Source organism: Streptomyces sp. NPDC001816 (genome assembly GCF_042892235.1).
GTDB lineage: Bacteria > Actinomycetota > Actinomycetes > Streptomycetales > Streptomycetaceae > Streptomyces.
Genome location: NZ_JBIATY010000003.1, coordinates 675,381 through 696,271, shown reverse-complemented (window position 1 = coordinate 696,271; position 20,891 = coordinate 675,381). Strand labels below are relative to the sequence as shown.

The following is a 20,891-nucleotide window of genomic DNA, read 5'->3' as shown; positions in this document are numbered from 1 at the left end:
TGGTTCTCAGCCGTAGACCATGCGGCGCAGCTGCCGGAGCGTCAGCTCCGGCGGTGCGACCGCCCGGTATTTCAGGTCCGCCTCGATCCGTTCGAAGATCTCCGTGTTCTGCAGGCCCTGGGCCTGCAGTTCTCGGTGGCGGCGACGGACGTAGTCCTGCGTCGTCTCGTCGAAGTAGGCGAGCACGTCCTGTATCACCCGCAGCGCCTCGCCCCGGTTCAGGGGCGTGGACCGCGTCAGGTGATCGACAAGTTCCTCGTGCACCCGGTAGATCCTGGGCTACCGGCGCGAGTTTCGCAAGAATCGTGCCCGATTCCGGGCAAGTGCATGTTGAAACTCTCATGGGGCTCTGTTCGCAAGCTGTCCATCCTGCGTCTTGTGCTGCGTCGCCCGGACCCACGAGTTTCAGACGCCATGGACATTCCTCGTATGGGAGTACCCGAGAAGCTGGCCGAGCGCATGAGCATGGCCGAGCAGCATGAGTACCTGCGCGCCAGATTCTCGCGGCGCACCATGATCAGAGGCGGTGCCGTCACTCTGGGCGCCGTCACCGGCGGCGCGTTCGTGGCGGGCGGCACCGCCCAGGCCGCCGTACCGACCCAGCGCACCGCCTCCGCCGCCGAGGAGGTCGACGGCGCCCTCGTCGCCCCCTTCGGCCGCCACCTCGCCTACGGCACCGACCCGCGCACCGAGATGACCGTCTCCTGGCAGGTCCCGGTCGCCGTCAAGAACCCCTTCATCCGCATCGGTGCCAACCCCTGGGACCTCTCCCGCAAGATCGAGGCCGAGGTCCGCAGCCTCTACACCCCGGCCGGTGTCGGCGCGAGCGGCGACCACACGCAGTACTACCTGCACGCCCAGCTCACCCACCTGCGCCCCGGCCGGACGTACTACTACGGCGTCGGCCACGACGGCTTCGACCCGGCCGAGCGGCACCTGCTGGGCACCCTCGGCACCTTCACCACCGCCCCCGCCCGCAGCGAACCGTTCACCTTCACCGCCTTCGGCGACCAGGGCGTCAGCTACCACGCCCTGGCCAACGACAGCCTGATCCTCGGCCAGAACCCGGCCTTCCACCTGCACGCAGGCGACATCGCCTACGGCGACCCGTCCGGTGCTGGCAAGACCACCGACACCGGGTACGACTCGCGCACCTGGGACCAGTTCCTGTACCAGACCGAGTCGGTCGCCAAGCAGATCCCGTGGATGGTCTCCTACGGAAACCACGACATGGAGGCCTGGTACTCGCCCAACGGCTACGGCGGCGAGGAAGCCCGCTGGACGCTCCCGGACAACGGCCCGGACCCGGAGAACCTCCCGGGCGTCTACTCGTTCGTCTACGGCAACACGGCGATCATCTCGCTGGACCCCAACGACATCTCCTTCGAGATCCCGGCGAACCTGGGCATATCGGGTGGAACCCAGACCAAGTGGTTCGAGGCCCAGCTGAAGAAGTTCCGGGCCTGCGACGACATCGACTTCGTCATCGTGTTCTTCCACCACTGCGCGTACTGCACGTCCAAGGCGCACGCCTCGGAGGGGGGCGTGCGCCAGGAGTGGGTGCCGCTGTTCGACAAGTACCAGGTGGACCTGGTCATCAACGGCCACAACCACCAGTACGAGCGCACCGACGTCATCAAGGGCGGCGAGGTCACCAAGAAGCTGCCCATCGGCGGCACCGCCTACTCCGAGACCGAGGGCGTGGTCTACGTCACCGCCGGTGCGGCGGGCCGCAGCCTGTACGCCTTCACCGCCCCGGACTCCTACGAGGGCAACGAGAACGAGGTCGACTCCGTGTCCTCGTTCATCTGCCTCAAGGACGGCGCCCGGCAGCCCGAGACCGTCACCTGGTCGCGCGTGCGCTACCTGAACTACTCCTTCCTGCGCGTGGACGTCACCCCCGCGCCGAAGGGCCGCTACACCACCCTGAAGGTCCAGGGCATCGCCGAGACCGGTGACCGGATCGACCACTTCACGGTGGCGCGCCGAGCCAAGTAAGGCGTCTTCGGCAGCAGGCGGTCCGCTACATGCGTCGCAGGACCGCCTGCTTGGCCAGGGTGAACTCCTCGTCCGTCAGCACTCCCGAGCGGTGCAGCTCGCCCAGCTCCCGCAGCCGCCGCAGCAGCGCGTCGTGATCGTCCTCGGCGGGGGACGCCTTCGTGAGCCGCGGCGGCTCGGGGCGTACGTCCGTCTCGGCGGGCGGCGCCGACGGGTGCGGCAGCCGGGCCTGTACGGCGGCCGCGACCAGGGCCATCAGCGGGTCCCTCTTGAAGCCCCACAGCTCGACGGCGTTGGGGTCGTACTTCGGCGGTGCGGTGGCGGGCGCGCCGCGCACGGTGAAGCGCAGATGGCCGTTCTCCAGGCCCGCCGCCGGCTGCCACTCCACGGCCGTGATCTCGCTGAGCGGGATCGTACGGGGCCCGGTGGCGGCCTTCGCGTCCTCCGTCTTCCAGTTCCACTCCAGCCGCACCTGCTCGCCGTCGAAGCCCGCCGTGCCGTCCCCGGCCGAGGCGGACAGCGGCACGGACGGCCCCGGCAACAGGTAACCGTCGACCGGGTCAGGTGAAACCCCGTCCAGCAGCAGGGCGTTGCGTACCTCGTCCGCGAAGTACTCGGCGACGCCGTACCGGTCGGACTCCACGGTCAGCTGATAGGGGTCGTGCGGCTCGGTGAGCCGGCCGCCGGTGGCGTGCAGCAGCGGGTCGGCGCCGTCACGCAGCCGCAGCCTCAGCCGCCCGGACTTCTTCCCCTGCTCGAACGAGACCCCCGCCAACGCCCCCAGTGGTACGACGAGTTCACCCAGCGTGCCGCGCAACAGACCGATGCTCCTGTCCCGGCCCGGGGTCAGCCTGAGGGCGTCGCCGTCGAAGGTCCAGGTGCCGTCCTTCTGGATGATTTCCGCCATGCGGGGATTGTTTCACCGGATCTGCGGGAGAGTGGTCTTTACCACTCGCGAAGGGAGCGCATGTGAGACCGAACCACAGCACGACTCCCCGACTCACCCGGATCTTCGGGTCCCTGCTGCTTCTGGCGGCCGCAGGTGTGTTCACCGTCGGCGCCGCACCCGTCCCGAGCGCCGCCGCGACGACCCCGCTGGACCGGGTGGTCCCCGCGCCCGCCTCGGTCAGGCCCGCCGGATCCCCGTACCGCATCACCCGCGCCACCCAGCTCCGCGTCGACGACTCGGCCGAGGTCCGCCGGATCGGCGCCTACCTCGCCGGCATCCTGCGCCCGTCCACCGGCTATCCGCTGCCGCTCACCGCGCAGGGCACCGGCGGCATCCGACTCCACCTGGCCGACGGGCCGTTCGGCGCCGAAGGCTACCGCCTCAGCAGCGGACCCCACGGCGTCTCCCTCACCGCGCGCACCCCGGCCGGCCTCTTCCACGGCGTCCAGACCCTGCGTCAGCTGCTCCCAGCCTCGATCGAGAAGAAGACCGTCCAGCCCGGCCCCTGGCGGATCGCCGGCGGCACCATCGAGGACCACCCGCGCTACGGCTACCGCGGCGCCATGCTGGACGTCTCCCGGCACTTCTTCACGGTCGCCCAGGTCAAGCGCTACATCGACCAGCTGGCCCTCTACAAGATCAACAGGCTGCATCTGCACCTCAGCGACGACCAGGGCTGGCGCATCGCCGTCGACTCCTGGCCGCGCCTGGCCACCTACGGCGGCTCCACCCAGGTCGGCGGCGGCCACGGCGGCCACTTCACCAAGGCCGACTACCAGGAGATCGTCCGCTACGCAGGCTCCCGCTACCTGGAGGTCGTCCCCGAGATCGACATGCCCGGCCACACCAACGCGGCCCTCGCCTCCTACGCGCAGCTCAACTGCGACGGCACCGCACCCCCGCTGTACACCGGCACCGACGTCGGCTTCAGCTCGCTGTGCGTGCCCAAGGAGGTGACGTACACCTTCGTGGACGACGTCATCCGCGAGCTGGCTGCCCTCACCCCGGGCCGCTACCTGCACATCGGCGGCGACGAGGCGCACTCCACCAGCCACGCCGACTACGTGAAGTTCATGAACCGCGTGCAGCCGATCGTCGCCAAGTACGGCAAGAAGGTCATCGGCTGGCACCAGTTGACCGGCGCCACCCCCGCCCAGGGCGCCCTCGCCCAGTACTGGGGCGTGGACGGCACCAGCGCCGCCGAGAAGGCCCAGGTGGCCAAGGCGGCCCAGAACGGCACCGGGCTGATCCTGTCTCCGGCCGACCGGCTCTACCTCGACATGAAGTACACCAGGAACACCACGCTGGGCACCAAGTGGGCGGGCTACGTGGAGGTGAAGCGCTCCTACGACTGGAACCCGGGCGCCTACCTCCCCGGAGCACCCGCCTCGGCCGTCAAGGGCGTCGAGGCGCCGCTGTGGTCCGAGACGCTCACCAAGTCCGCCGACATCGAGTACATGGCCTTCCCGCGCCTGGCGGGAGCGGCGGAGCTGGGCTGGTCCCCGGCGGCCACCCATGACTGGGCCCGCTACAAGGTGCGCCTCGCGGCCCAGGGCCCGCGCTGGACCGCCCTCGGGATCACCTACTACAGGTCGCCCCAGGTGCCCTGGCCGGCGAGCTGACCCACGTCCGACGGGCACCCCTGAGGACCGTACTCAGGGGTGCCCGTCCGTCTGTCAGAACCCGGCGATGGGGTTCTTCAGGCTCCCGACCAGCTGGAGCGCGCCGGACGGATCCGCCAGGTCCACCATCTGCCGGTTGTTGCGCAACTGGAGCCGGTTCAGGCAGGACAGCGCGAACTCCGGGGCGAACATGTCGTACTGCCGGAACTTGTCCGCCAGTTCCGGTGTCGCCTCCTGGTACTCACGGGTGACCTCCGCGACCGTGCGCCAGAAACCGTCCTCCGCCAGGATCCCCTCGGCGGCGAGGTTCGCGGCCAGGAACCGGAAGAAGCAGTCGAAGACGTCGGTGAAGATCGACAGCAGCTTCTGGTCCTCGGGCACCTCGACACGGATCCGCCGCACCTCCGGCGGCAGCACCGCGTCCGGGTCCATGACGACGATCTCCTCGGCGATGTCCTTGTAGATCGCCCGCTCGACCGCACCGTCCTTCAGCACGAGGATCACGTTCTCGCCGTGCGGCATGAAGGCCAGGTCGTAGGCGTAGAAGCTGTGCAGCAGCGGGGTGAAGTAGGCCCGCAGGTACTGCCGCAGCCACTCGGCGGGCGCGAGGCCCGACCGTTCGATCAGCGCGCCCGCGAACGAGGCGCCCTCGTGGTCCACGTGCAGCAGGGACGCCATCGTCGCGAGGGACTCGCCCTCCCGCAGCGACGGCACCGGGCTCTCCCGCCACAGCGCGGCCAGCATTTTGCGGTACGGCGAGTAGCGGTCGGTGGCCTGCTCGTACTCCAGATGCCGGTAGCCGACGGCCGCCCGCTCCCGGATGATCGCGAGGCCGGTCGACTTGAGCACCGGGTCGCCCTCGATGAGCTGGGCGAGCCAGTCGTTGATCGCCGGGGTCGCCTCCATGTAGGCGGCCGAAAGCCCGCGCATGAAGCCCATGTTGAGGACGGACAGGGCCGTCTTCACATAGTGCTTGTGCGGGTCGGAGGTGTTGAAGAAGGTCCGTATGGACTGCTGGGCCAGGTACTCGTCGTCGCCCTCGCCCAGGCACACCAGGTGCCGACGGGCCACCTCGGCGGCGAAGGTGACGCTGAGCTTGTTCCACCACTGCCAGGGGTGGACGGGTATGAGCAGGTAGTCGGCGGGGTCAAGGCCCTGCTCCGTGAGCGTCCCGTGGAACCGCTCGACGGTGGCCGCCGCCAGCTCCTGCCGGACGAAGTCCTCGTACTCGATCCCGGCCCCCGCCGTGAACGCCGCCCGCGAGCGGTGCGCGGCAAGCCACACCAGCCGGACGGGGCTCGCGGTCTCCGGGGCGTACGACAGGTACTCGTGGATGCCGAAGCCGAGCCGCCCGTTGTTCGCGACGAAGCAGGGGTGGCCCTCGGTCATCCCGGTCTCGATCGCCTGGAAGCCGCTCCCCGCCAGCTCGGCGGAGGTGACCTTCGGCTTGGTCAGCTTGTAGCAGGTGCCGGAGAGGGTGGAGGAGATCTCCTCCAGGTAGACGGGCAGGATCTCGTCGCTCAGCTCCAGCGCCTGCCGCAGCTCGACGAAGAAGTCCAGTGCGGCCAGGGGGAGTTCGGTTCCGGCCCGATGGCGGGTGATCGAGTCGGCGTCGACCGCCCAGTGGTCGAGGTCGCGCAGGGTGGCCGCGAACCGGTAGACGGTGAGCCCGTCGTCGCTGCGGACGACGTACCGCTCGCCCTCCCGTTCCGGCGTGATCAGCCGCTCATGCGCGAACTCGGCGAGCGCCTTGCGCACCAGCAGCCGGTTGGCGGTGTCCCAGCGCTCCGGGGACAGATGGGCCACGGCGTCGGGGAGGCTCATGCCGCCACCGCCTTCGCGAACTGCTCCCGCGTGCAGAAGCTCAGCAACGCCCGCTTCTCCGGCTTCCGTATCTCCCGCTCGGGCACGAACCCGACGGCCTCGTTCAGGGCGTGCACGGCCTTGTTGCGCACGTCGGGCTCGACGACCACCCGCTCCACCTCCGGGTCCTCGAAGAGGTGGGCCAGGACGGCGGTGATGACGGCCCGCGTGAACCCGTGCACGGGCATGTCGGTCGCGGGCGTGAGGAAGTGCATGCCGACATCACCGGGCCGCGGCTCGTACAGGCCGACCAGCTCCCGGTGGGCGGGGTCGTATACCTCCATCAGGAAGGCGGGCACACCGTCCCGCAGCCCGAGCAGGGCGTGGTGGTGCTCGTCGGCGGCGATCTCCATGTAGGCCCGCTCGACGTCCTCCAGTTTCGCGTCCTGCATCATCCAGAAGGCGGCCTTGGGGTGGGTGACCCAGGAGTGCAGCAGCTCGGCGTCCTTCAGGGGGTCGAGGGGGCGGAACGTGAAGGTCGTGGTCGTCGGGCTGGTCATACTGCGAACTCCTGGAAGGCGATGGTCTTCTCGACCGGGTAGTACTCCGTGCCGAGCAGCTCACGGATGATGTACGCGTTCCGGTACGGGCCCATGCCCAGGTCGGGGCTGGTGATGCTGTGGGTGTGGACGCCGGCGTTCTGCAGGAAGACGCCGCGGCCCGTCACGTCGATCGCGTAGTTGCGGGCGACGTCGAAGCGGCCGTGGCCGTCGAAGCGGAGCCGGTCGCGCAGCGGGGCGAGGAAGGCCGGGGGCTCGTAGTGGTAGCCGGTGGCCAGCACCAGTCCCTCGGTGCGGATCTCGAAGTCCTTGTCCTGCTCGTCCTGGTGGAAGCCGAGCGTGTAGGAGCCGTCCTCGTGAACGGCGCTCTTCAGGGAGGAGTTGGTGAGCAGCCGGGTGGGGACCGGGCGGTCGCCGCTTTCGACGTTCTTCTGGTAGAGCAGGTCGAAGATCGCGTCGATCAGGTCCGAGTTGATGCCCTTGAACAGGCCCTTCTGCTGCTTCTCCAGCCGGTAGCGGGTCTCCTCGGGCAGCGCACGGAAGTAGTCGATGTAGTCCGGAGAGGTCATCTCCAGCGTCAGCTTGGTGTATTCGAGGGGGAAGAAGCGTGGGGAGCGGGTGACCCAGTTGAGGTCGTAGCCGTGGACGTCGATCTCGGAGAGCAGCTCGTAGTAGATCTCTGCCGCGCTCTGTCCGCTGCCGACGACGGTGATGGACTTCTTGCCCTGCAGCTCCGCCTTGCGGTGCATGTACTGGGAGGTGTGGATGACGTCGCCGCCCAGGTCGCGGCACGGCTGCGGGACGAAGGGGACCGTTCCCGTGCCGAGCACCAGGTGCCGGGCGTGAAACGTCTCCCCGCCCTGGGTGCGGACGACGTACCGCTCCTCCGCGTATGTCACCTCGGTGACCGTGGTGTTGAAGCGGACGCTGCCGAGCTTGCCCGCCGCCCAGCGGCAGTAGTCGTCGTACTCCACGCGCAGGGGATAGAAGTTCTCGCGGATGTAGAACGGGTACAGTCTGCCCTTCTCCTTCAGGTAGTTGAGGAAGGAGTACGGCGAGGTCGGGTCGGCCAGTGTGACCAGGTCCGACATGAACGGGGTCTGCAGATGGGCACCGTCGAGGAACATGCCCGCGTGCCACTCGAAGCCGGGCTTGGAGTCCAGGAAGACTCCGTCCAGTTCGGCGATCGGCTCGGTGAGGCAGGCGAGCCCGAGGTTGAAGGGGCCGAGCCCGATCCCCACGAAGTCGTAGGTCTTGGTCGGGGCTTCAGGACGCGCGGTCAAGGGACTCTCCCAGGTACTGCTCGGCGTGGCCGGCGATCAGGTCGAGGACGGCGGCGATGTCGGCCGTCGTCGTCTCGGGATTGAGCAGGGTGAACTTCAGGTAGTGGCGGCCGCCGACCTTGGTGCCCGCGACCACGGCGTCGCCGGAGGCGAACAGGGCCCCCCGGGCATACAGGTTGGCGCGGTCGATCTCGGCCGGGTCGGTGACGGCCGTCGGGATGTAGCGGAAGACGAGGGTGGAGAGCGAGGGCTCCACGACGACGTGGTAACGGGGGTCGGCGGAGAGCAGCTTCCAGCCCTCCTGGGCCAGCTCGCACACCTGGTCGAACAGTTCGCCGATGCCGTCGGCGCCCATCACCCGCAGCGTCATCCACAGCTTGAGGGCGTCGAAGCGGCGGGTGGTCTGCAGGGACTTGTCGACCTGGTTGGGGATGCGCTCCTGCACCATGCGGCGCGGGTTCAGGTACTCCGCGTGGTAGGTGGCGTGGCGCAGGGTGGCGGCGTCCCGGACCAGCACGGCGGAGGAACTCACTGGCTGGAAGAAGGACTTGTGGTAGTCGACGGTGACCGAGTCGGCGCGCTCGATGCCGTCGATGCGGTCCCGGTGCCTGAGCGAGGCGAGCAGACCGCAGCCGTAGGCCGCGTCCACGTGCATCCAGGCCCCGAACTGGGCGCACAGCTCCGCGATCTCCGGCAGCGGGTCGATGGACCCGAAGTCGGTGGTACCGGCGGTGGCGACGACGGCCATGGGGACGAGGCCGTCCTTCTTGCAGCGCTCCAGCTCGTGGGCGAGGGCGAGGGTCTGCATGCGCTTGTCGTGATCCACCGGGATGGAGACCACGGATTCCGGGCTCAGCCCGAGCAGTTTCGCCGACTTCTTCACGCTGAAGTGGCTGACCTCGGAGGCGAAGATGCGCAGTTCGGGGATCGAATCGCTCTTGGCTTCCTCCCGGGCCAGCAGCAGCGCCTGGAGGTTGGACTGGGTGCCGCCGGAGGTGAACACGCCGTCGGCGGCGGGGCCGAGGCCGATGCGCTCGGCCGTCCAGTCGATCAGCTTGCGCTCGATGAGGGTGCCGCCGGCGGACTGGTCCCAGGTGTCGAGCGAGGAGTTGACGGCGGAGAGCACGGCCTCGCCGAGCACCGCCGGGATGACGACCGGGCAGTTGAGGTGGGCGAGGTAGCGGGGGTGGTGGAAGTAGATCGCGTCCCGGAGGTAGAGGTCCTCCAGCTCGTCGAGGACCGCGGCGGAGTCGCCCAGTGGCCGGTCGAGGTCGATCGCGTCGATGCGAGGGGCGAGGGCGTCCACGGAGACGCCGGTGAACGGACGGTCGGTGGTGGCGAGTTTGGCCGCCACCCGCTCGACTCCTTCGGTCACGGAGCGGCGGTAGTGCTCCGCGGTGAGGCCATTGAGCAGGTGCGAGCGCATGTGGGGGTCCTCCGAGGGGACTGTCCGTGCGGGGTGATGAACTTAGGTTAGCCTAACCTAAGTTCCATGGGTCAAGGCATGCCTGTGCCGTGACTGCGTCACTTCAAAGGGAGTTACTCGGCGGCGCGGAGCTGTTCCTCTGTCATGCCCTGGCGCCAGTAGCCGACGAAGGTGACATGCCGCCGGTCGAACCCGCGCTCACCGACGAAGTGCCGGCGCAGTTCCTTCACCCGCCCGGACTCACCGGCTATCCACGCGTACGGCCGTTCGGCGACGGGGAGTTGAGCGTCCCGTACGGCGTCGACGGCCACGGGGGAGCTGCCGTGCCGTACGAGCCACGTGACCTCCGCGTCCGCCTCGGTCGCCACGTCCTGGATGTCACCGGCGTGCGGCACCTCCAGCCAGGCGCGGACGCGGGTGCCGGCCGGGAGGGACTCGAGGATGGCGGTGGCGGCGGGCACGGCGCTCTCGTCGCCCCAGAGGACGACGAGATCCGTGTCGGCCGGCGGCCGGAACCGGATCGCCCGGTTGTCCGCGATCGCCGGCCCGAGCAGCAGGACCCGGTCACCGGCGGCGGCCCGGGAGGCCCAGCGGGAGGCGGGCCCGGCGGGCGTGTGCAGCACGAAGTCGATGTCGATCTCGTCGGGATCCCGGCGCAGCGCCCTCAGCGTGTACGAGCGCATCACCGCCCGTACGTCGTCGGGCAGTTCGCGCCATCCCTGCCACCACCCGTCCCCCAGCTCCAGCGGTACGACGGGTTCGGCCTGCCCCGGGTGCGGCAGGAAGAGCGACAGGGACTGGTCACGCCCGTCGGAGTGGAAGGCGTGCAGATCGGCACCGGCGAAGGTGACCCGGACCAGAGACGGCCCGAGCCGCCTCGTCCGTACGACCTGAAGGGAAAAGAACCGGAACGGGGCGGCTACGGCCGTAGTCATGGGGGCTCCTGAGGCTGGGATTCAGGAAGGGATGCGAGGGGAGGGGTTCAGCTGACCTTCTTGGCCTTTTCCAGGGCCTCCGCCAGGGTCGTCAGCAGCGGTACGCACTTGTCGTACGACAGGATCGGCTCGGGCGAGCGTGCGATGACCTGACCCGCCTTCACCGCGGGCAGCTTCTTCCAGGTGGCCTTGGTGATGTCGGCCGGCTGGATGGTCGAGGAACGGTCGTCCATCATGATGATGTCGGCCTGGTACTTGTCGACATTCTCCCAGCTCAGCGACTCGTACCAGCCGCCGCCCTGCTTCTTGGCGCTCTCCGGGGGCTCGACGAAGTTCACGCCGAGGGCCTTGAAGTACTCCAGGTCGATGGAGAGGTTGGTGCCGGAGACGTAGAAGAGCTCGTCACTCGCGGAACCGGCCAGCACCTTGATGCCGGGCCTGGCCTTGGCCGCGGTGCGCAGCCGGGCGGCGGCATCCTCGAACCGCTTCTTCGCGTCGGTGACGGCGGCCGCCTTCATGTCGGCGCCGAGCGACTCGGCCAGCTCCCACATGCGCTGCAGCGGCTGGGTGAGTTGACGGTCGTAGGCGGAGATGCCGACGCTGGGCGCCAGCTGGGCGATCTTCTTCTTGGACTCGCCCGGGACGTACCAGAGGGTGCCGGCGCCGTCGAACATCGTCGTGATGAGCACGTCCGGCGCGAGGGCCGCGTACTTCTCGATGCTGAACTGGCCCCAGGTGTTGCCGAGGACCGTCAGCTTGCTGACGTCCATGTCGCCGGCCTGGACATCGGCCCTGCCGGCGCTGGTCTTCGTTGGGCCGAATACGCCCTTGACCTGGATGCCGTAGTCGTACAGCGCGGCGCCGACGCCGGTGAATGCGACGATGTTCGCGGGGACCTTGTCCAGCTTCACGGTCGTGCCGCGGTCGTCCTTGAAGCTCCAGGGGCCGGACTTGCCGCTGTCGGCCGCCTTCCCGGAGTCCGAGTCTTTCCCCTTGTCGTCCCCGCAGGCGGCGAGTGCCGCGCCGAGTCCGAGGGCGCCGCCCGCGGCGAGCAGGCCGCGGCGAGTGAGGTGGGTGGCACGGGCGTTGGACATGGGTATGACTGCTTTCGAACGGGGCGGAGCGCCCGCCGGACAAGTTCGAAGGTAGGTTAGCCTAACCTCAGTACTTGTCCAGGGGGTGGTCCTGGTCGCCCGCGGCGTTCGGGCGTGAACCGCCCTCCTCCGCACAGCCGTTGGCGCCAGGGCGCGCTCACTTCGACAACCCGAAAGGCCCCCGCATCCGTACGTCGAAGCCGCCCTCAGCGCCCCCGCGCACCTGAGGGGCGAGGCGCTGAGGGCGGCTGAGGGGTATCACACGGGCGTGCCGGGAACCGGGGCGAACCCGGTGCCGCACGCCGCCACCAGGTTCGACGCGTCGAACGGAGTGGCGGTCAGGCGGCAGACGGCCTCGTAGGCCACCCCGGTCGAGGCCAGCAGGGTCACGTAGACGTCCTCGGGGCTCTCGTCGATCCCCACGGAGCTGCCCACCACGCAGGACGGGGTGCCGGCGATGGAGTCGAGGTTCACCCAGACACCCGGGTTCCGGCTGTCATTGAGGTAGGCGTCCCCCTTCGTGTTCGTTGCCACGTGGATCTCGGTCGGGTTGAAGTTCCCGAAGTCCTTGACCTCGGAACTGATGGTGCGTGCCGACTTGCACTTCTCGCCACCGACGGGGCCGCTCTGGGCCATCGCGGTCGGGGCGATGAGACCCGCGGCGAGAAGGGCTCCGGTCGCCACGGCGAGGCTTCTGCCGACCCAGGTGAAGCCCCCGCACTTGGTTTGCATCCGCTTTCGTTCCTCTCGTTTCCGAGCACGAGGCCGCGCAGCGCCGAGGGGCATCTGCCCACCGGGGCAGAGACCGGGCAGACCCGTGGACGCCCTGGACGCGTTCGGCGGCGGTGGTCGGGTCGTAGATTCCACCGGGGCCGAGGCCGATTCGCGCCGGTCCTGATTGCTACCCGGGAGGAGTAATACTGCGCCTCGAACGGTCCTCTGCGCCGCCGAGGAAGCGTCAGAGCCGACACGCCGAGGTCATCGCCTCCGGCGCCGCCCTGTGCCCCGCCACGACTTGGCGGTGATGCCGGCCTCTTCAAGGAGTTCGCGGCGGGCGCACTGTTCCGGCGTCTCGCCGGACTCCGCCTTGCCTCCGGGAACGAACAGGTACTCGCCCCCGTGCTGGGGGAATTCTGCGGTCAGGATGGCGACCTGTCCGTGATCGTCGCGGGCGACGACTTGCCGACCTCGCCGCCGGGGGCCGCGTGGTCATCGGTCGGAACGGCTGACGGCGCTCGGTGCGCGGCCCGCGAGCCAGACGGCGATCCGCTTCTGCAACTCCTTGTCGGCGCGGGGATATTCCCAATGTGCGTACCATTCCAGCTGCTGCAGGATGTTCGCAGAGCGGTCCGGGTGACGCACCGCGAGCACGTCGACACCGATCTCGCCGGTCGAGCAGCTGATGTACACGCTGCTGTCGAGTGCCATCATGCCGAAGCCCGGGTGGCCGGCACGTATGCCGAGGAACGCCGATGCCGCACCCCGGCCCATGATGTCCCAGCGGTCCAAGAGCCGGACCCGGGTCCAGACCGCCGGTGCGGCACGGCGGCCATAGTGCTGGTTCCGCTTGTGCAGGACGGCTTGGTGCGTGTGGGTGCCGTGGGGAAGCAGGACGAGGAACTCGCGCCGGTGGTCGAGAAGGCCCGAGGAAACCGCCAGGTCGTACCAGTCCTCGTTGAGACGCACGACGAGCCGTGCCAAGAATCCCCCGGCCCGGCGCTTCCCGGTTTCCCGACCTCCCGGATCGGACCGGTGCTCGGATCAGCCACATGATCGGCCCGACAGGCCCTGGGCCTGCCCGGCGAGGGGATGCCTTCACGTCTCGGCGCGGCGGCACTTACGGTTTGTGGGTTACCCAGAGCAGTTCCGCCGGCCAGCGGTGTGCCCAGTCGGGTGGGTCGGTTTCGTTGTAGCCGTTGGGTGTTCCGAGTTCGGGCCGCGGCTCGATGAGGTCGTCGATGATGAGACCCGCGCCGCGCAGGACCTTGACCCAGTCGCCGTAGGTGAGCTGATAGCTGGTCGCGCCGTCGTCTTCGGCGATGGTGTTCAGCCCGAAGTAGTCCTGCTGCAGCGTCGTGGTCACGCGGCTGGCGGCTTCGTCGTAGCAGGCTTCGAACCATGGGCTGGCGACGTTGAACACCAGGCGCCCACCGCGGCGCAGGATGCGTGCGGCCTGCGGGACGGCCAGGTGCGGGGGTGCCCAGCTGAGCCCACCGAAGTCGCAGAACACCAGGTCGAAGCTGTCGGCGGCGAAGGGGAGTTGCTCGGCGGCGCCTTGCACCAGCGGGTAGCGGGCCGCTCCCATCGCGCGGGCCGCTGCGGCGAGTTGGGCTTCGGACAGGTCGAGCCCGACCACGGTGGCGCCCTCGGCGGCGAGCGCCCTGGACCACTGGCCGGCGCCGCAGCCGAGTTCGAGGACGCGCTTGCCGGTGACGTCGCCCAGGGCATGCAGGTGCGCGTCGGGGATGGAGTACATGCCCCACAGCCGGGGTGCGGCGCCGATTTGCGGGTCGTGCTCTTGCTGGTAGGCGCTGCTGATCCGGTTCCAGAGCCGCCTGTTGGCGGGGATGCTGTCCACGTGCCGACTCCAGCACTGCCTGCCGGGGGCGGTCAACACGATTAGGGCACTGGCCGGCCCATGATCCGCCGGACGAGCCCTAGCCGTCAGAGGCCTCGCCGGTCCTCACGGTGATGATCCGCGCTGCCCGCTGACCAGCGCCCACGGCTGACGCGGCCCGCCCCCAGCCTGGGAGCAAGGGGTGGGCCGCCTCCGTCCGCGCGGGCAGTTGGTTGCTGCGTAAGAGCGGAGCTACCTCAGCCCACCAGCCCCAACTCCCGGGCGATCAGCATCCGCTGGACCTCGCTGGTGCCCTCGCCGATTTCCAGGATCTTGGAGTCGCGCCACATGCGGGCCACCGGATACTCGTTCATGAAGCCGTAGCCGCCGTGGATCTGGGTGGCGTCGCGGGCGTTGTCGACGGCGACCGTGGAGGAGTAGAGCTTGGCGAGAGCGGCTTCCTTCTTGAAGGGTTCGCCCGAGACCAGGCGGCTGGCCGCGTCGCGCCAGGCGAGGCGGGCCGTGTGGGCCTTCATCTCCATGTCCGCGATCTTGAACTGGATGGCCTGGTTGGCGCCGATGGGTCGGCCGAAGGCGTGGCGTTCCTTGGCGTACTTGACGGACTCGTCGACACAGCCCTGGGCCAGGCCGGTCGCGAGCGCTGCGATGGCGATGCGGCCCTCGTCGAGGATGCGCAGGAACTGGGCGTAGCCCCGGCCCTCCTCGCCGAGCAGGTTGGCGGCGGGGACACGGACGTCCTGGAAGGAGAGTTCGCGGGTGTCGGAGGCGTTCCAGCCGACCTTCGAGTAGGGGGCGGCGACCGTGAAACCGGGGGTGCCGGACGGGACGATGATCGCCGAGATCTGCGGCCGGCCGTCCGGCCCCCGGCCGGTGACCGCCGTGACCGTCACCAACCCCGTGATGTCCGTGCCGGAGTTGGTGATGAAGCACTTCGTGCCGTTGATGACCCACTCGTCGGTGTCGGGGTCCAGGCGGGCCGTGGTGCGGGTGGCCCCGGCGTCCGAGCCGCCGTCCGGCTCCGTCAGGCCGAACGCGCCCAGGATCTCGCCCGTGCACAGGCGGGGGAGCCACTCGCGCTTCTGCTCCTCGGTGCCGAACAGGTGCAGCGGCATGGCGCCCAGCGAGACGCCCGCCTCCAGGGTGATGGCCACGGACGAGTCGACGCGGGCCAGTTCCTCCAGGGCGATACCGAGGGCCAGGTAGTCGCCGCCCATGCCGCCGTACTCCTCCGGGAACGGCAGCCCGAACAGGCCCATGCGGCCCATCTCGCGGACGATCTCGTACGGGAACTCGTGCCGCTCGTAGAAGTCACCGATCTTCGGCGCCACGACGTCGTGGGCGAACTCCTCCACCGTGCGGCGGAGTTCTTCGAGTTCGGGGGAGAGTCGGTGGTCCATGGTGATCACTGCTCCTTGTGGGACAGGGCTCGGACGGTGCGGGACGGGCTGGGTCGGCCCAGGTGGGCGGCCATCCAGACGCTGGTGGCGACTAGGCGGCCGAGGTCGACTCCGGTGTCGATGCCGAGGCCCTGCAGCATCCACGCGAGGTCTTCGGTGGCGAGGTTGCCGGTCGCGGACTTGGCGTAGGGGCAGCCGCCGAGACCCCCGGCGGAGGCGTCGATCGTCGTGACCCCGTGTTCCAGTGCCGCGTAGGTGTTGGCCAGTGCCTGGCCGTAGGTGTCGTGGAAGTGCACGCCGATGACGTTGGTCGGCACACCCTCCTCGTTGAGCAGGGAGAGGAGTTCGAGGACGTGGCCCGGGGTCGCGACCCCGATGGTGTCCCCGAGGCTCAGCTCGTCGCAGCCCATGTCCGTCAGCGCCTTGCAGACGCGGGCCACCTGGTGGAGCGGGACCGCACCCTCCCAGGGGTCGCCGAAGCACATGGAGACGTAGCCGCGCACGTGCGCGCCCTGGTCCTTCGCCTGCCGCACCACCGGGTCGAACACGGCCAGTGACTCGTCGACCGTCCGGTTGAGGTTGGCCTTCGCGAAGGACTCCGTGGCGCTGGCGAACACCGCGATCCGGCGGGCGCCGAGCGCCAGCGCCCGGTCCAGGCCGCGCTGGTTGGGCACCAGCACGGGGAGTTCGACACCGAGGCCGTCGACCAGCGGGTACAGCTGCTCGGCGTCGGCGAGTTGGGGCACCCACTTGGGGTGCACGAAGCTCGTCGCCTCGATGGTGCTCAGACCGGCGTCGGCGAGCCGGCGGATGAACTCCGCCTTGATCTCCGTCGGCACGGTCATCTTCTCGTTCTGCAGCCCGTCCCGCGCGCCGACCTCGTGGATCCGCACCCGCTGGGGCAGGTCCTGGGCCGGTACGACCATGGGCAGTCCGTCGGCGCTCATTCCGCCACCGCGCCTTCCTTGTCGTGGGGTGCGATCACGGCGAGTACCTGGTCCATGGCGACCGTCGTTCCCGGGGTCACGTCCAGCTCGGCGACCGTGCCGGCGTGCGGGGCGGAGATGACGTGCTCCATCTTCATCGCCTCGACCACCAACAGGCTCTGGCCCGCGGTCACTTCGTCGCCGACGGCCACCTTCACCACGGTCACCGTGCCGGGCATGGGCGCGGTCAGCGAGTCGGCGCCCGCGTGCGCGGCCCCGGTGAGGGAGGCGGCCACCGGGTCGTGGTCGCGCACCTGCCAGGCGTCGCCGTCCCGGCCGATCCAGTCACCGGCCCGGTGGAAGGAGTGCCGGACGCCGTCGAGGGTGACCGACACCCGGTCGTCGGTGACGGCGTGGGCGCCTCGCGGGGCGTACGTGACCGGGTCGGTCACGCGCAGGTCGAACGCGGGCTGCTTCGGGGTCCCGCCGAGGCGCCAGCCGCTCGGTACCGAGAAGGGGTCGGTCCAGCCTTCGGAGCGAGGCCGCAGCTCCTCCAGCCGTACGGCCGCCGCCGCCTCGTACACCTCCTCCGGGACGTCCGTGGCGACCAGTTCGTCCACCACCCGCTCGACCAGACCGGTGTCCAGGTCGCCCGACACCACGGCCGGATGGGCCAGCAGCCGCCGCAGGAAGCCCGCGTTGGTCTGCACGCCCAGCGTCACGGTCTCGGCGAGGGCGGCCCTGAGCTTGCGCAGCGCCGTCTCCCGGTCGGGGCCGTACGCGATGACCTTGGACAGCATCGGGTCGTACAGGCTGCCCACCTCGGTGCCCTGGCTGAGCCCGGAGTCGGTGCGGACGCCCTCGCCCTGCGGCTCGTTCAGCAGCAGCACCGTGCCGCCGGACGGGAGGAACCCGCGCGCGGGGTCCTCGGCGCAGATCCGGGCCTCGACCGCGTGCCCGGTCAGCCGGACGTCCTCCTGCGCGAAGCCCAGCCGCTCCCCGGCCGCCACCCGCAGCTGCCACTCGACCAGGTCGAGCCCAGTGATCAGTTCCGTGACCGGGTGCTCCACCTGGAGGCGGGTGTTCATCTCCATGAAGTAGTACGAGGACGGGTCGCCGCCCGGCACGATGAACTCCACCGTGCCCGCGCCCCGGTACCCGCACGAGCGCGCCGCCTGGACGGCCGCCTCGCCCATCGAGGCCCGGGTCTCCTCGTCGAGGAGCACGCTCGGCGCCTCCTCGATGATCTTCTGGTGCCGGCGCTGCAGCGAGCACTCGCGCTCGCCGAGGTGGACCACGTTGCCATGGCCGTCCGCCAGCACCTGGATCTCGATGTGCCGGGGACGGTCGACCCACCGCTCCACCAGGAGCGTGTCGTCCCCGAAGGAGGCGCGGGCCTCGCGACGGGCGGCCGCGATCTCCTCCTCCAGCCTGGTCATGTCCCGCACCAGGCGCATCCCCTTGCCGCCGCCGCCCGCCGAGGGCTTGAGCAGCACGGGGGTCCCGATCTCCCGGGCCGCGTCGGCCAGCTCGGCGTCGGAGAGCCCGCTGCCGCTGGAACCCGGCACGACCGGCACCCCGGCCGCCTTCACCGTCTCCTTGGCCCGGATCTTGTCGCCCATCAGGGCGATCGCGTCCGCGGGCGGGCCGATGAAGGCCAGCCCCGCCTCCTCGCACGCGCGCGCGAAGCCCGCGTTCTCGGCGAGGAAGCCGTACCCGGGGTGGACCGCCTGGGCGCCGGTGCGGGCGGCGGCTTCCAGCAGCCGCTCCACCGACAGATAGCTCTCGGCCGCGGGCGCCGGACCGATCCGCATCGCCGTGTCGGCCTCCCGTACGTGCCGCGCGTCCGCGTCGGCGTCGGAGAAGACCGCCACCGAGCGCACGCCCAGCGAGCGGAGCGTACGGATGACGCGTACGGCGATCTCGCCCCGGTTGGCCACCAGCACTGTGTCGAACACGGTTCCCCTCCTCACATCCGGAAGACGCCGAACTGGGGGTCACCCAGGGGCGCGTTGGCACAGGCCGTCAGGGCGAGTCCCAGCACCTGACGGGTCTCCAGCGGGTCGATCACGCCGTCGTCCCAGAGGCGGGCGGTGGCGTAGTAGGCGTTGCCCTGCTGCTCGTACTGCCGGCGGATCGGCGCCTTGAAGGCCTCTTCGTCCTCGGCCGGCCAGTCCTCGCCGCGCGCCTCCAGCTGGTCGCGCTTGACGGTGGCGAGGACGGAGGCGGCCTGCTCGCCGCCCATCACGGAGATCTTGGCGTTGGGCCACATCCACAGGAAGCGGGGGGAGTAGGCCCGGCCGCACATCGAGTAGTTGCCCGCGCCGTAGGAGCCGCCGACCACGACGGTCAGCTTGGGGACCCTGGTGCACGCCACGGCCGTCACCATCTTGGCGCCGTGCTTGGCGATGCCACCCGCCTCGTAGTCCCTGCCGACCATGAAGCCGGAGATGTTCTGCAGGAACACCAGCGGGATGCCGCGCTGGTCGCACAGCTCGATGAAGTGCGCGCCCTTCTGGGCGGACTCGGAGAACAGGATGCCGTTGTTGGCGACGATCCCGACCGGGTGGCCGTGGATCCGGGCGAACCCGGTGATCAGGGTCTGCCCGAACTCGGCCTTGAACTCGGCGAAGCGGGAGCCGTCCACCACGCGCGCGATGATCTCGCGTACGTCGTAGGGGGTGCGGGAGTCCACCGGGACCGCGCCGTAGAGCCCGTACGGGTCCACCTTGGGCTCCGCGACCGGCGTGACCTTCCAGGGGAGGGACTGCCGGGCGGGCAGGGTGGCGACGATGTTGCGCACGATGCGCAGGGCGTGCGCGTCGTCCTCGGCGAGATGGTCGGTGACGCCGGAGATCCGGGAGTGGACCTCGCCGCCGCCCAGCTCCTCCGCGGTGACGACCTCGCCGGTGGCCGCCTTCACCAGGGGCGGGCCGCCCAGGAAGATCGTGCCCTGGTTGCGGACGATCACGGCCTCGTCGCTCATGGCCGGGACGTATGCGCCGCCGGCCGTGCACGACCCGAGGACCGCGGCGATCTGCGGGATCCCGGCGCCGGACATCCGCGCCTGGTTGTAGAAGATCCGCCCGAAGTGCTCCCGGTCGGGGAAGACCTCGTCCTGCATGGGCAGGAAGGCGCCCCCGGAGTCGACCAGGTACAGGCAGGGCAGCCGGTTCTCCAGGGCGACCTCCTGCGCCCGCAGATGCTTCTTCACCGTCATCGGGTAGTACGTGCCGCCCTTGACGGTGGCGTCGTTGGCGACGATCACGCACTCGCGGCCGCTGACCCGCCCGATCCCGGCGATCACGCCGGCGGCCGGTGCCTGCCCGTCGTACATCCCGTCGGCCGCCAGGGGGGCCAGCTCCAGGAAGGGCGACCCGGGGTCGAGCAGTGTGTCCACCCGGTCCCTCGGCAGCAGCTTGCCGCGCGCGGTGTGCCGGGCGCGGGCCTTCTCACCGCCGCCGAGAGCCGCGGCGCCCAGCTTGGCGCGCAGCTCGTCGACGAGTGCGAGATGGGCTTGTTCATTGGCCCGCCAGGCCTCCGACGCGGGATCTGCCGCGCTCGTCAGCTCCGGTGCCTCCTGCATCCTGCGGTCCCCTCACCCAGTGGTCGTACTGGTTAATGAGCGTTAACCATTTCCTTCAGGTTAACGACCGCTAACCTCGCTGTCTAGAATTGCTTGCATGGTCACCAGAACCGACGCCCCCACCCGTCGCGAGCAGATCCTCAAGGAGGCCGCCCGGCTCTTCGCCGAGCGCGGCTTCCACGGTGTCGGCGTCGACGAGATAGGCGCCGCGGTCGGCATCAGCGGCCCCGGCCTGTACCGGCACTTCCCGGGCAAGGACGCGATGCTCGCGGAGCTGCTGGTGGGCATCAGCGGCCAGCTGCTGACCGGGGCGAAGCGGCGCCTGGCGGAGTCCGACGGTCACACCGGCCCCGGCGCCGTCCTGGACTCCCTCATCGAGGGTCACATCGACTTCGCCCTGGACGACCGTCCGCTGATCACCCTGCACGACCGCGAGCTGGACCGCCTGCGCGACAGCGACCGCAAGCTGGTGCGGCAGCTGCAGCGGCAGTACGTGGAGCTGTGGGTCGAGGTGGTCCGCGAGGTCTACCCCGCCCTGACCGAGCCCATCGCCCGCTCGGCGGTCCACTCGGTCTTCGGCCTGCTGAACTCCACCCCCCATCTCGGCCGCGCCGGCACCCTGCCCGGGCGGGGGGCCACCGCCGAGCTGCTGCACAGGATGGCGCGTGGGGCGTTCGCGGCGGCGGGTGCAACCGGGGACTGAGCCCGGGCGGGCCGATGAGCCTGCCGGCAGG

The 20,891-nt window shown here is 69.9% G+C and carries 18 protein-coding genes and 1 pseudogene; 3 read left to right on the top strand and 16 right to left on the bottom strand.

What is annotated here, in order from left to right; genetic code table 11:
• Positions 1-6 precede the first annotated feature (6 nt).
• On the bottom strand, positions 7-264 hold the full coding sequence (locus ACFYZZ_RS14175) for a hypothetical protein (RefSeq protein ID WP_389175184.1): 258 nt from the start codon (positions 262-264) through the stop codon (positions 7-9).
• A gap of 165 nt (positions 265-429) precedes the next feature.
• Here ACFYZZ_RS14175 and ACFYZZ_RS14170 point away from each other — a divergent pair, with 165 nt between their 5' ends.
• A complete protein-coding gene (locus ACFYZZ_RS14170; protein ID WP_389175182.1) occupies positions 430-1,998 on the top strand; it encodes a fibronectin type III domain-containing protein in 1,569 nt (522 codons plus the stop codon).
• A 25-nt stretch (positions 1,999-2,023) separates the two neighbouring features.
• Here the strand turns inward: ACFYZZ_RS14170 and ACFYZZ_RS14165 are convergent, their stop codons facing one another.
• On the bottom strand, positions 2,024-2,905 hold the full coding sequence (locus tag ACFYZZ_RS14165; protein ID WP_389175180.1) for a DUF4429 domain-containing protein: 882 nt from the start codon (positions 2,903-2,905) through the stop codon (positions 2,024-2,026).
• A gap of 62 nt (positions 2,906-2,967) precedes the next feature.
• Here ACFYZZ_RS14165 and ACFYZZ_RS14160 point away from each other — a divergent pair, with 62 nt between their 5' ends.
• Positions 2,968-4,569, top strand: coding sequence for a beta-N-acetylhexosaminidase (locus ACFYZZ_RS14160; protein ID WP_389175177.1), 1,602 nt, complete (start codon positions 2,968-2,970; stop codon positions 4,567-4,569).
• Between the two features lie 54 nt (positions 4,570-4,623).
• Here the strand turns inward: ACFYZZ_RS14160 and ACFYZZ_RS14155 are convergent, their stop codons facing one another.
• The 14 genes and pseudogenes from ACFYZZ_RS14155 to ACFYZZ_RS14090 all read right to left on the bottom strand — a co-directional run bounded on the left by ACFYZZ_RS14155 (position 4,624) and on the right by ACFYZZ_RS14090 (position 20,157).
• Positions 4,624-6,393, bottom strand: a complete 1,770-nt coding sequence (locus ACFYZZ_RS14155; RefSeq protein WP_389175175.1) for an IucA/IucC family protein — start codon at positions 6,391-6,393, stop codon at positions 4,624-4,626.
• A complete protein-coding gene (locus ACFYZZ_RS14150) occupies positions 6,390-6,932 on the bottom strand; it encodes a GNAT family N-acetyltransferase (protein WP_389175173.1) in 543 nt (180 codons plus the stop codon). The genes ACFYZZ_RS14155 and ACFYZZ_RS14150 overlap by 4 nt, the downstream gene beginning before the upstream one ends.
• On the bottom strand, positions 6,929-8,215 hold the full coding sequence (locus ACFYZZ_RS14145; RefSeq protein WP_389175170.1) for a lysine N(6)-hydroxylase/L-ornithine N(5)-oxygenase family protein: 1,287 nt from the start codon (positions 8,213-8,215) through the stop codon (positions 6,929-6,931). Before ACFYZZ_RS14145 ends, ACFYZZ_RS14150 begins: the two co-directional genes overlap by 4 nt.
• The gene (gene desA / locus ACFYZZ_RS14140) at positions 8,199-9,641 is read right to left on the bottom strand and encodes a lysine decarboxylase DesA (protein ID WP_389175167.1); all 1,443 of its coding nucleotides are present in this window, start codon (positions 9,639-9,641) and stop codon (positions 8,199-8,201) included. The genes ACFYZZ_RS14145 and desA overlap by 17 nt, the downstream gene beginning before the upstream one ends.
• A 113-nt stretch (positions 9,642-9,754) precedes the next feature.
• Positions 9,755-10,576 carry a siderophore-interacting protein gene (locus ACFYZZ_RS14135; RefSeq protein WP_389175164.1) on the bottom strand — a complete coding sequence of 274 codons (822 nt, stop codon included), beginning with the start codon at positions 10,574-10,576 and terminating at the stop codon, positions 9,755-9,757.
• A 47-nt stretch (positions 10,577-10,623) separates the two neighbouring features.
• On the bottom strand, positions 10,624-11,670 hold the full coding sequence (locus ACFYZZ_RS14130; RefSeq protein WP_389175162.1) for an ABC transporter substrate-binding protein: 1,047 nt from the start codon (positions 11,668-11,670) through the stop codon (positions 10,624-10,626).
• A gap of 258 nt (positions 11,671-11,928) precedes the next feature.
• A complete protein-coding gene (locus tag ACFYZZ_RS14125) occupies positions 11,929-12,402 on the bottom strand; it encodes a hypothetical protein (RefSeq protein ID WP_389175159.1) in 474 nt (157 codons plus the stop codon).
• A 246-nt stretch (positions 12,403-12,648) separates the two neighbouring features.
• A pseudogene (locus tag ACFYZZ_RS14120) lies at positions 12,649-12,855 on the bottom strand (NUDIX hydrolase); the annotation flags it as partial.
• Positions 12,856-12,879: 24 nt separating this feature from the next.
• Positions 12,880-13,371 (bottom strand): hypothetical protein, encoded by a 492-nt coding sequence (locus ACFYZZ_RS14115; protein ID WP_389175156.1) that lies wholly within the window; start codon positions 13,369-13,371, stop codon positions 12,880-12,882.
• A gap of 136 nt (positions 13,372-13,507) precedes the next feature.
• Positions 13,508-14,248, bottom strand: a complete 741-nt coding sequence (locus tag ACFYZZ_RS14110) for a class I SAM-dependent methyltransferase (protein ID WP_389175153.1) — start codon at positions 14,246-14,248, stop codon at positions 13,508-13,510.
• 236 nt (positions 14,249-14,484) lie between these two features.
• On the bottom strand, positions 14,485-15,645 hold the full coding sequence (locus ACFYZZ_RS14105) for an acyl-CoA dehydrogenase family protein (RefSeq protein ID WP_389175150.1): 1,161 nt from the start codon (positions 15,643-15,645) through the stop codon (positions 14,485-14,487).
• A 5-nt stretch (positions 15,646-15,650) separates the two neighbouring features.
• Positions 15,651-16,592: a hydroxymethylglutaryl-CoA lyase gene (locus ACFYZZ_RS14100; protein WP_389175148.1), complete on the bottom strand. Its 942-nt coding sequence runs from the start codon at positions 16,590-16,592 to the stop codon at positions 15,651-15,653.
• The gene (locus ACFYZZ_RS14095) at positions 16,589-18,529 is read right to left on the bottom strand and encodes an acetyl/propionyl/methylcrotonyl-CoA carboxylase subunit alpha (protein WP_389175145.1); all 1,941 of its coding nucleotides are present in this window, start codon (positions 18,527-18,529) and stop codon (positions 16,589-16,591) included. The genes ACFYZZ_RS14100 and ACFYZZ_RS14095 overlap by 4 nt, the downstream gene beginning before the upstream one ends.
• Before the next feature lie 11 nt (positions 18,530-18,540).
• Positions 18,541-20,157 carry a carboxyl transferase domain-containing protein gene (locus ACFYZZ_RS14090; protein ID WP_389175143.1) on the bottom strand — a complete coding sequence of 539 codons (1,617 nt, stop codon included), beginning with the start codon at positions 20,155-20,157 and terminating at the stop codon, positions 18,541-18,543.
• A 97-nt stretch (positions 20,158-20,254) separates the two neighbouring features.
• Between ACFYZZ_RS14090 and ACFYZZ_RS14085 the strand changes: the two genes are divergently transcribed.
• Positions 20,255-20,860 carry a TetR/AcrR family transcriptional regulator gene (locus tag ACFYZZ_RS14085; protein WP_389175141.1) on the top strand — a complete coding sequence of 202 codons (606 nt, stop codon included), beginning with the start codon at positions 20,255-20,257 and terminating at the stop codon, positions 20,858-20,860.
• The last annotated feature ends 31 nt before the right edge of the window (positions 20,861-20,891 follow it).

Excerpts from the sequence above, each read along its gene's own strand:
- ACFYZZ_RS14105 (WP_389175150.1), bottom strand. The coding sequence starts at position 15,645 with ATGGACCACCGACTCTCCCCCGAACTCGAAGAACTCCGCCGCACGGTG.
- ACFYZZ_RS14130 (WP_389175162.1), bottom strand. The coding sequence starts at position 11,670 with ATGTCCAACGCCCGTGCCACCCACCTCACTCGCCGCGGCCTGCTCGCC.
- ACFYZZ_RS14155 (WP_389175175.1), bottom strand. The coding sequence starts at position 6,393 with ATGAGCCTCCCCGACGCCGTGGCCCATCTGTCCCCGGAGCGCTGGGAC.
- ACFYZZ_RS14170 (WP_389175182.1), top strand. The coding sequence starts at position 430 with ATGGGAGTACCCGAGAAGCTGGCCGAGCGCATGAGCATGGCCGAGCAG.
- ACFYZZ_RS14165 (WP_389175180.1), bottom strand. The coding sequence starts at position 2,905 with ATGGCGGAAATCATCCAGAAGGACGGCACCTGGACCTTCGACGGCGAC.
- ACFYZZ_RS14100 (WP_389175148.1), bottom strand. The coding sequence starts at position 16,592 with ATGAGCGCCGACGGACTGCCCATGGTCGTACCGGCCCAGGACCTGCCC.
- ACFYZZ_RS14150 (WP_389175173.1), bottom strand. The coding sequence starts at position 6,932 with ATGACCAGCCCGACGACCACGACCTTCACGTTCCGCCCCCTCGACCCC.
- ACFYZZ_RS14125 (WP_389175159.1), bottom strand. The coding sequence starts at position 12,402 with ATGCAAACCAAGTGCGGGGGCTTCACCTGGGTCGGCAGAAGCCTCGCC.
- ACFYZZ_RS14085 (WP_389175141.1), top strand. The coding sequence starts at position 20,255 with ATGGTCACCAGAACCGACGCCCCCACCCGTCGCGAGCAGATCCTCAAG.
- desA (WP_389175167.1), bottom strand. The coding sequence starts at position 9,641 with ATGCGCTCGCACCTGCTCAATGGCCTCACCGCGGAGCACTACCGCCGC.
- ACFYZZ_RS14090 (WP_389175143.1), bottom strand. The coding sequence starts at position 20,157 with ATGCAGGAGGCACCGGAGCTGACGAGCGCGGCAGATCCCGCGTCGGAG.
- ACFYZZ_RS14135 (WP_389175164.1), bottom strand. The coding sequence starts at position 10,576 with ATGACTACGGCCGTAGCCGCCCCGTTCCGGTTCTTTTCCCTTCAGGTC.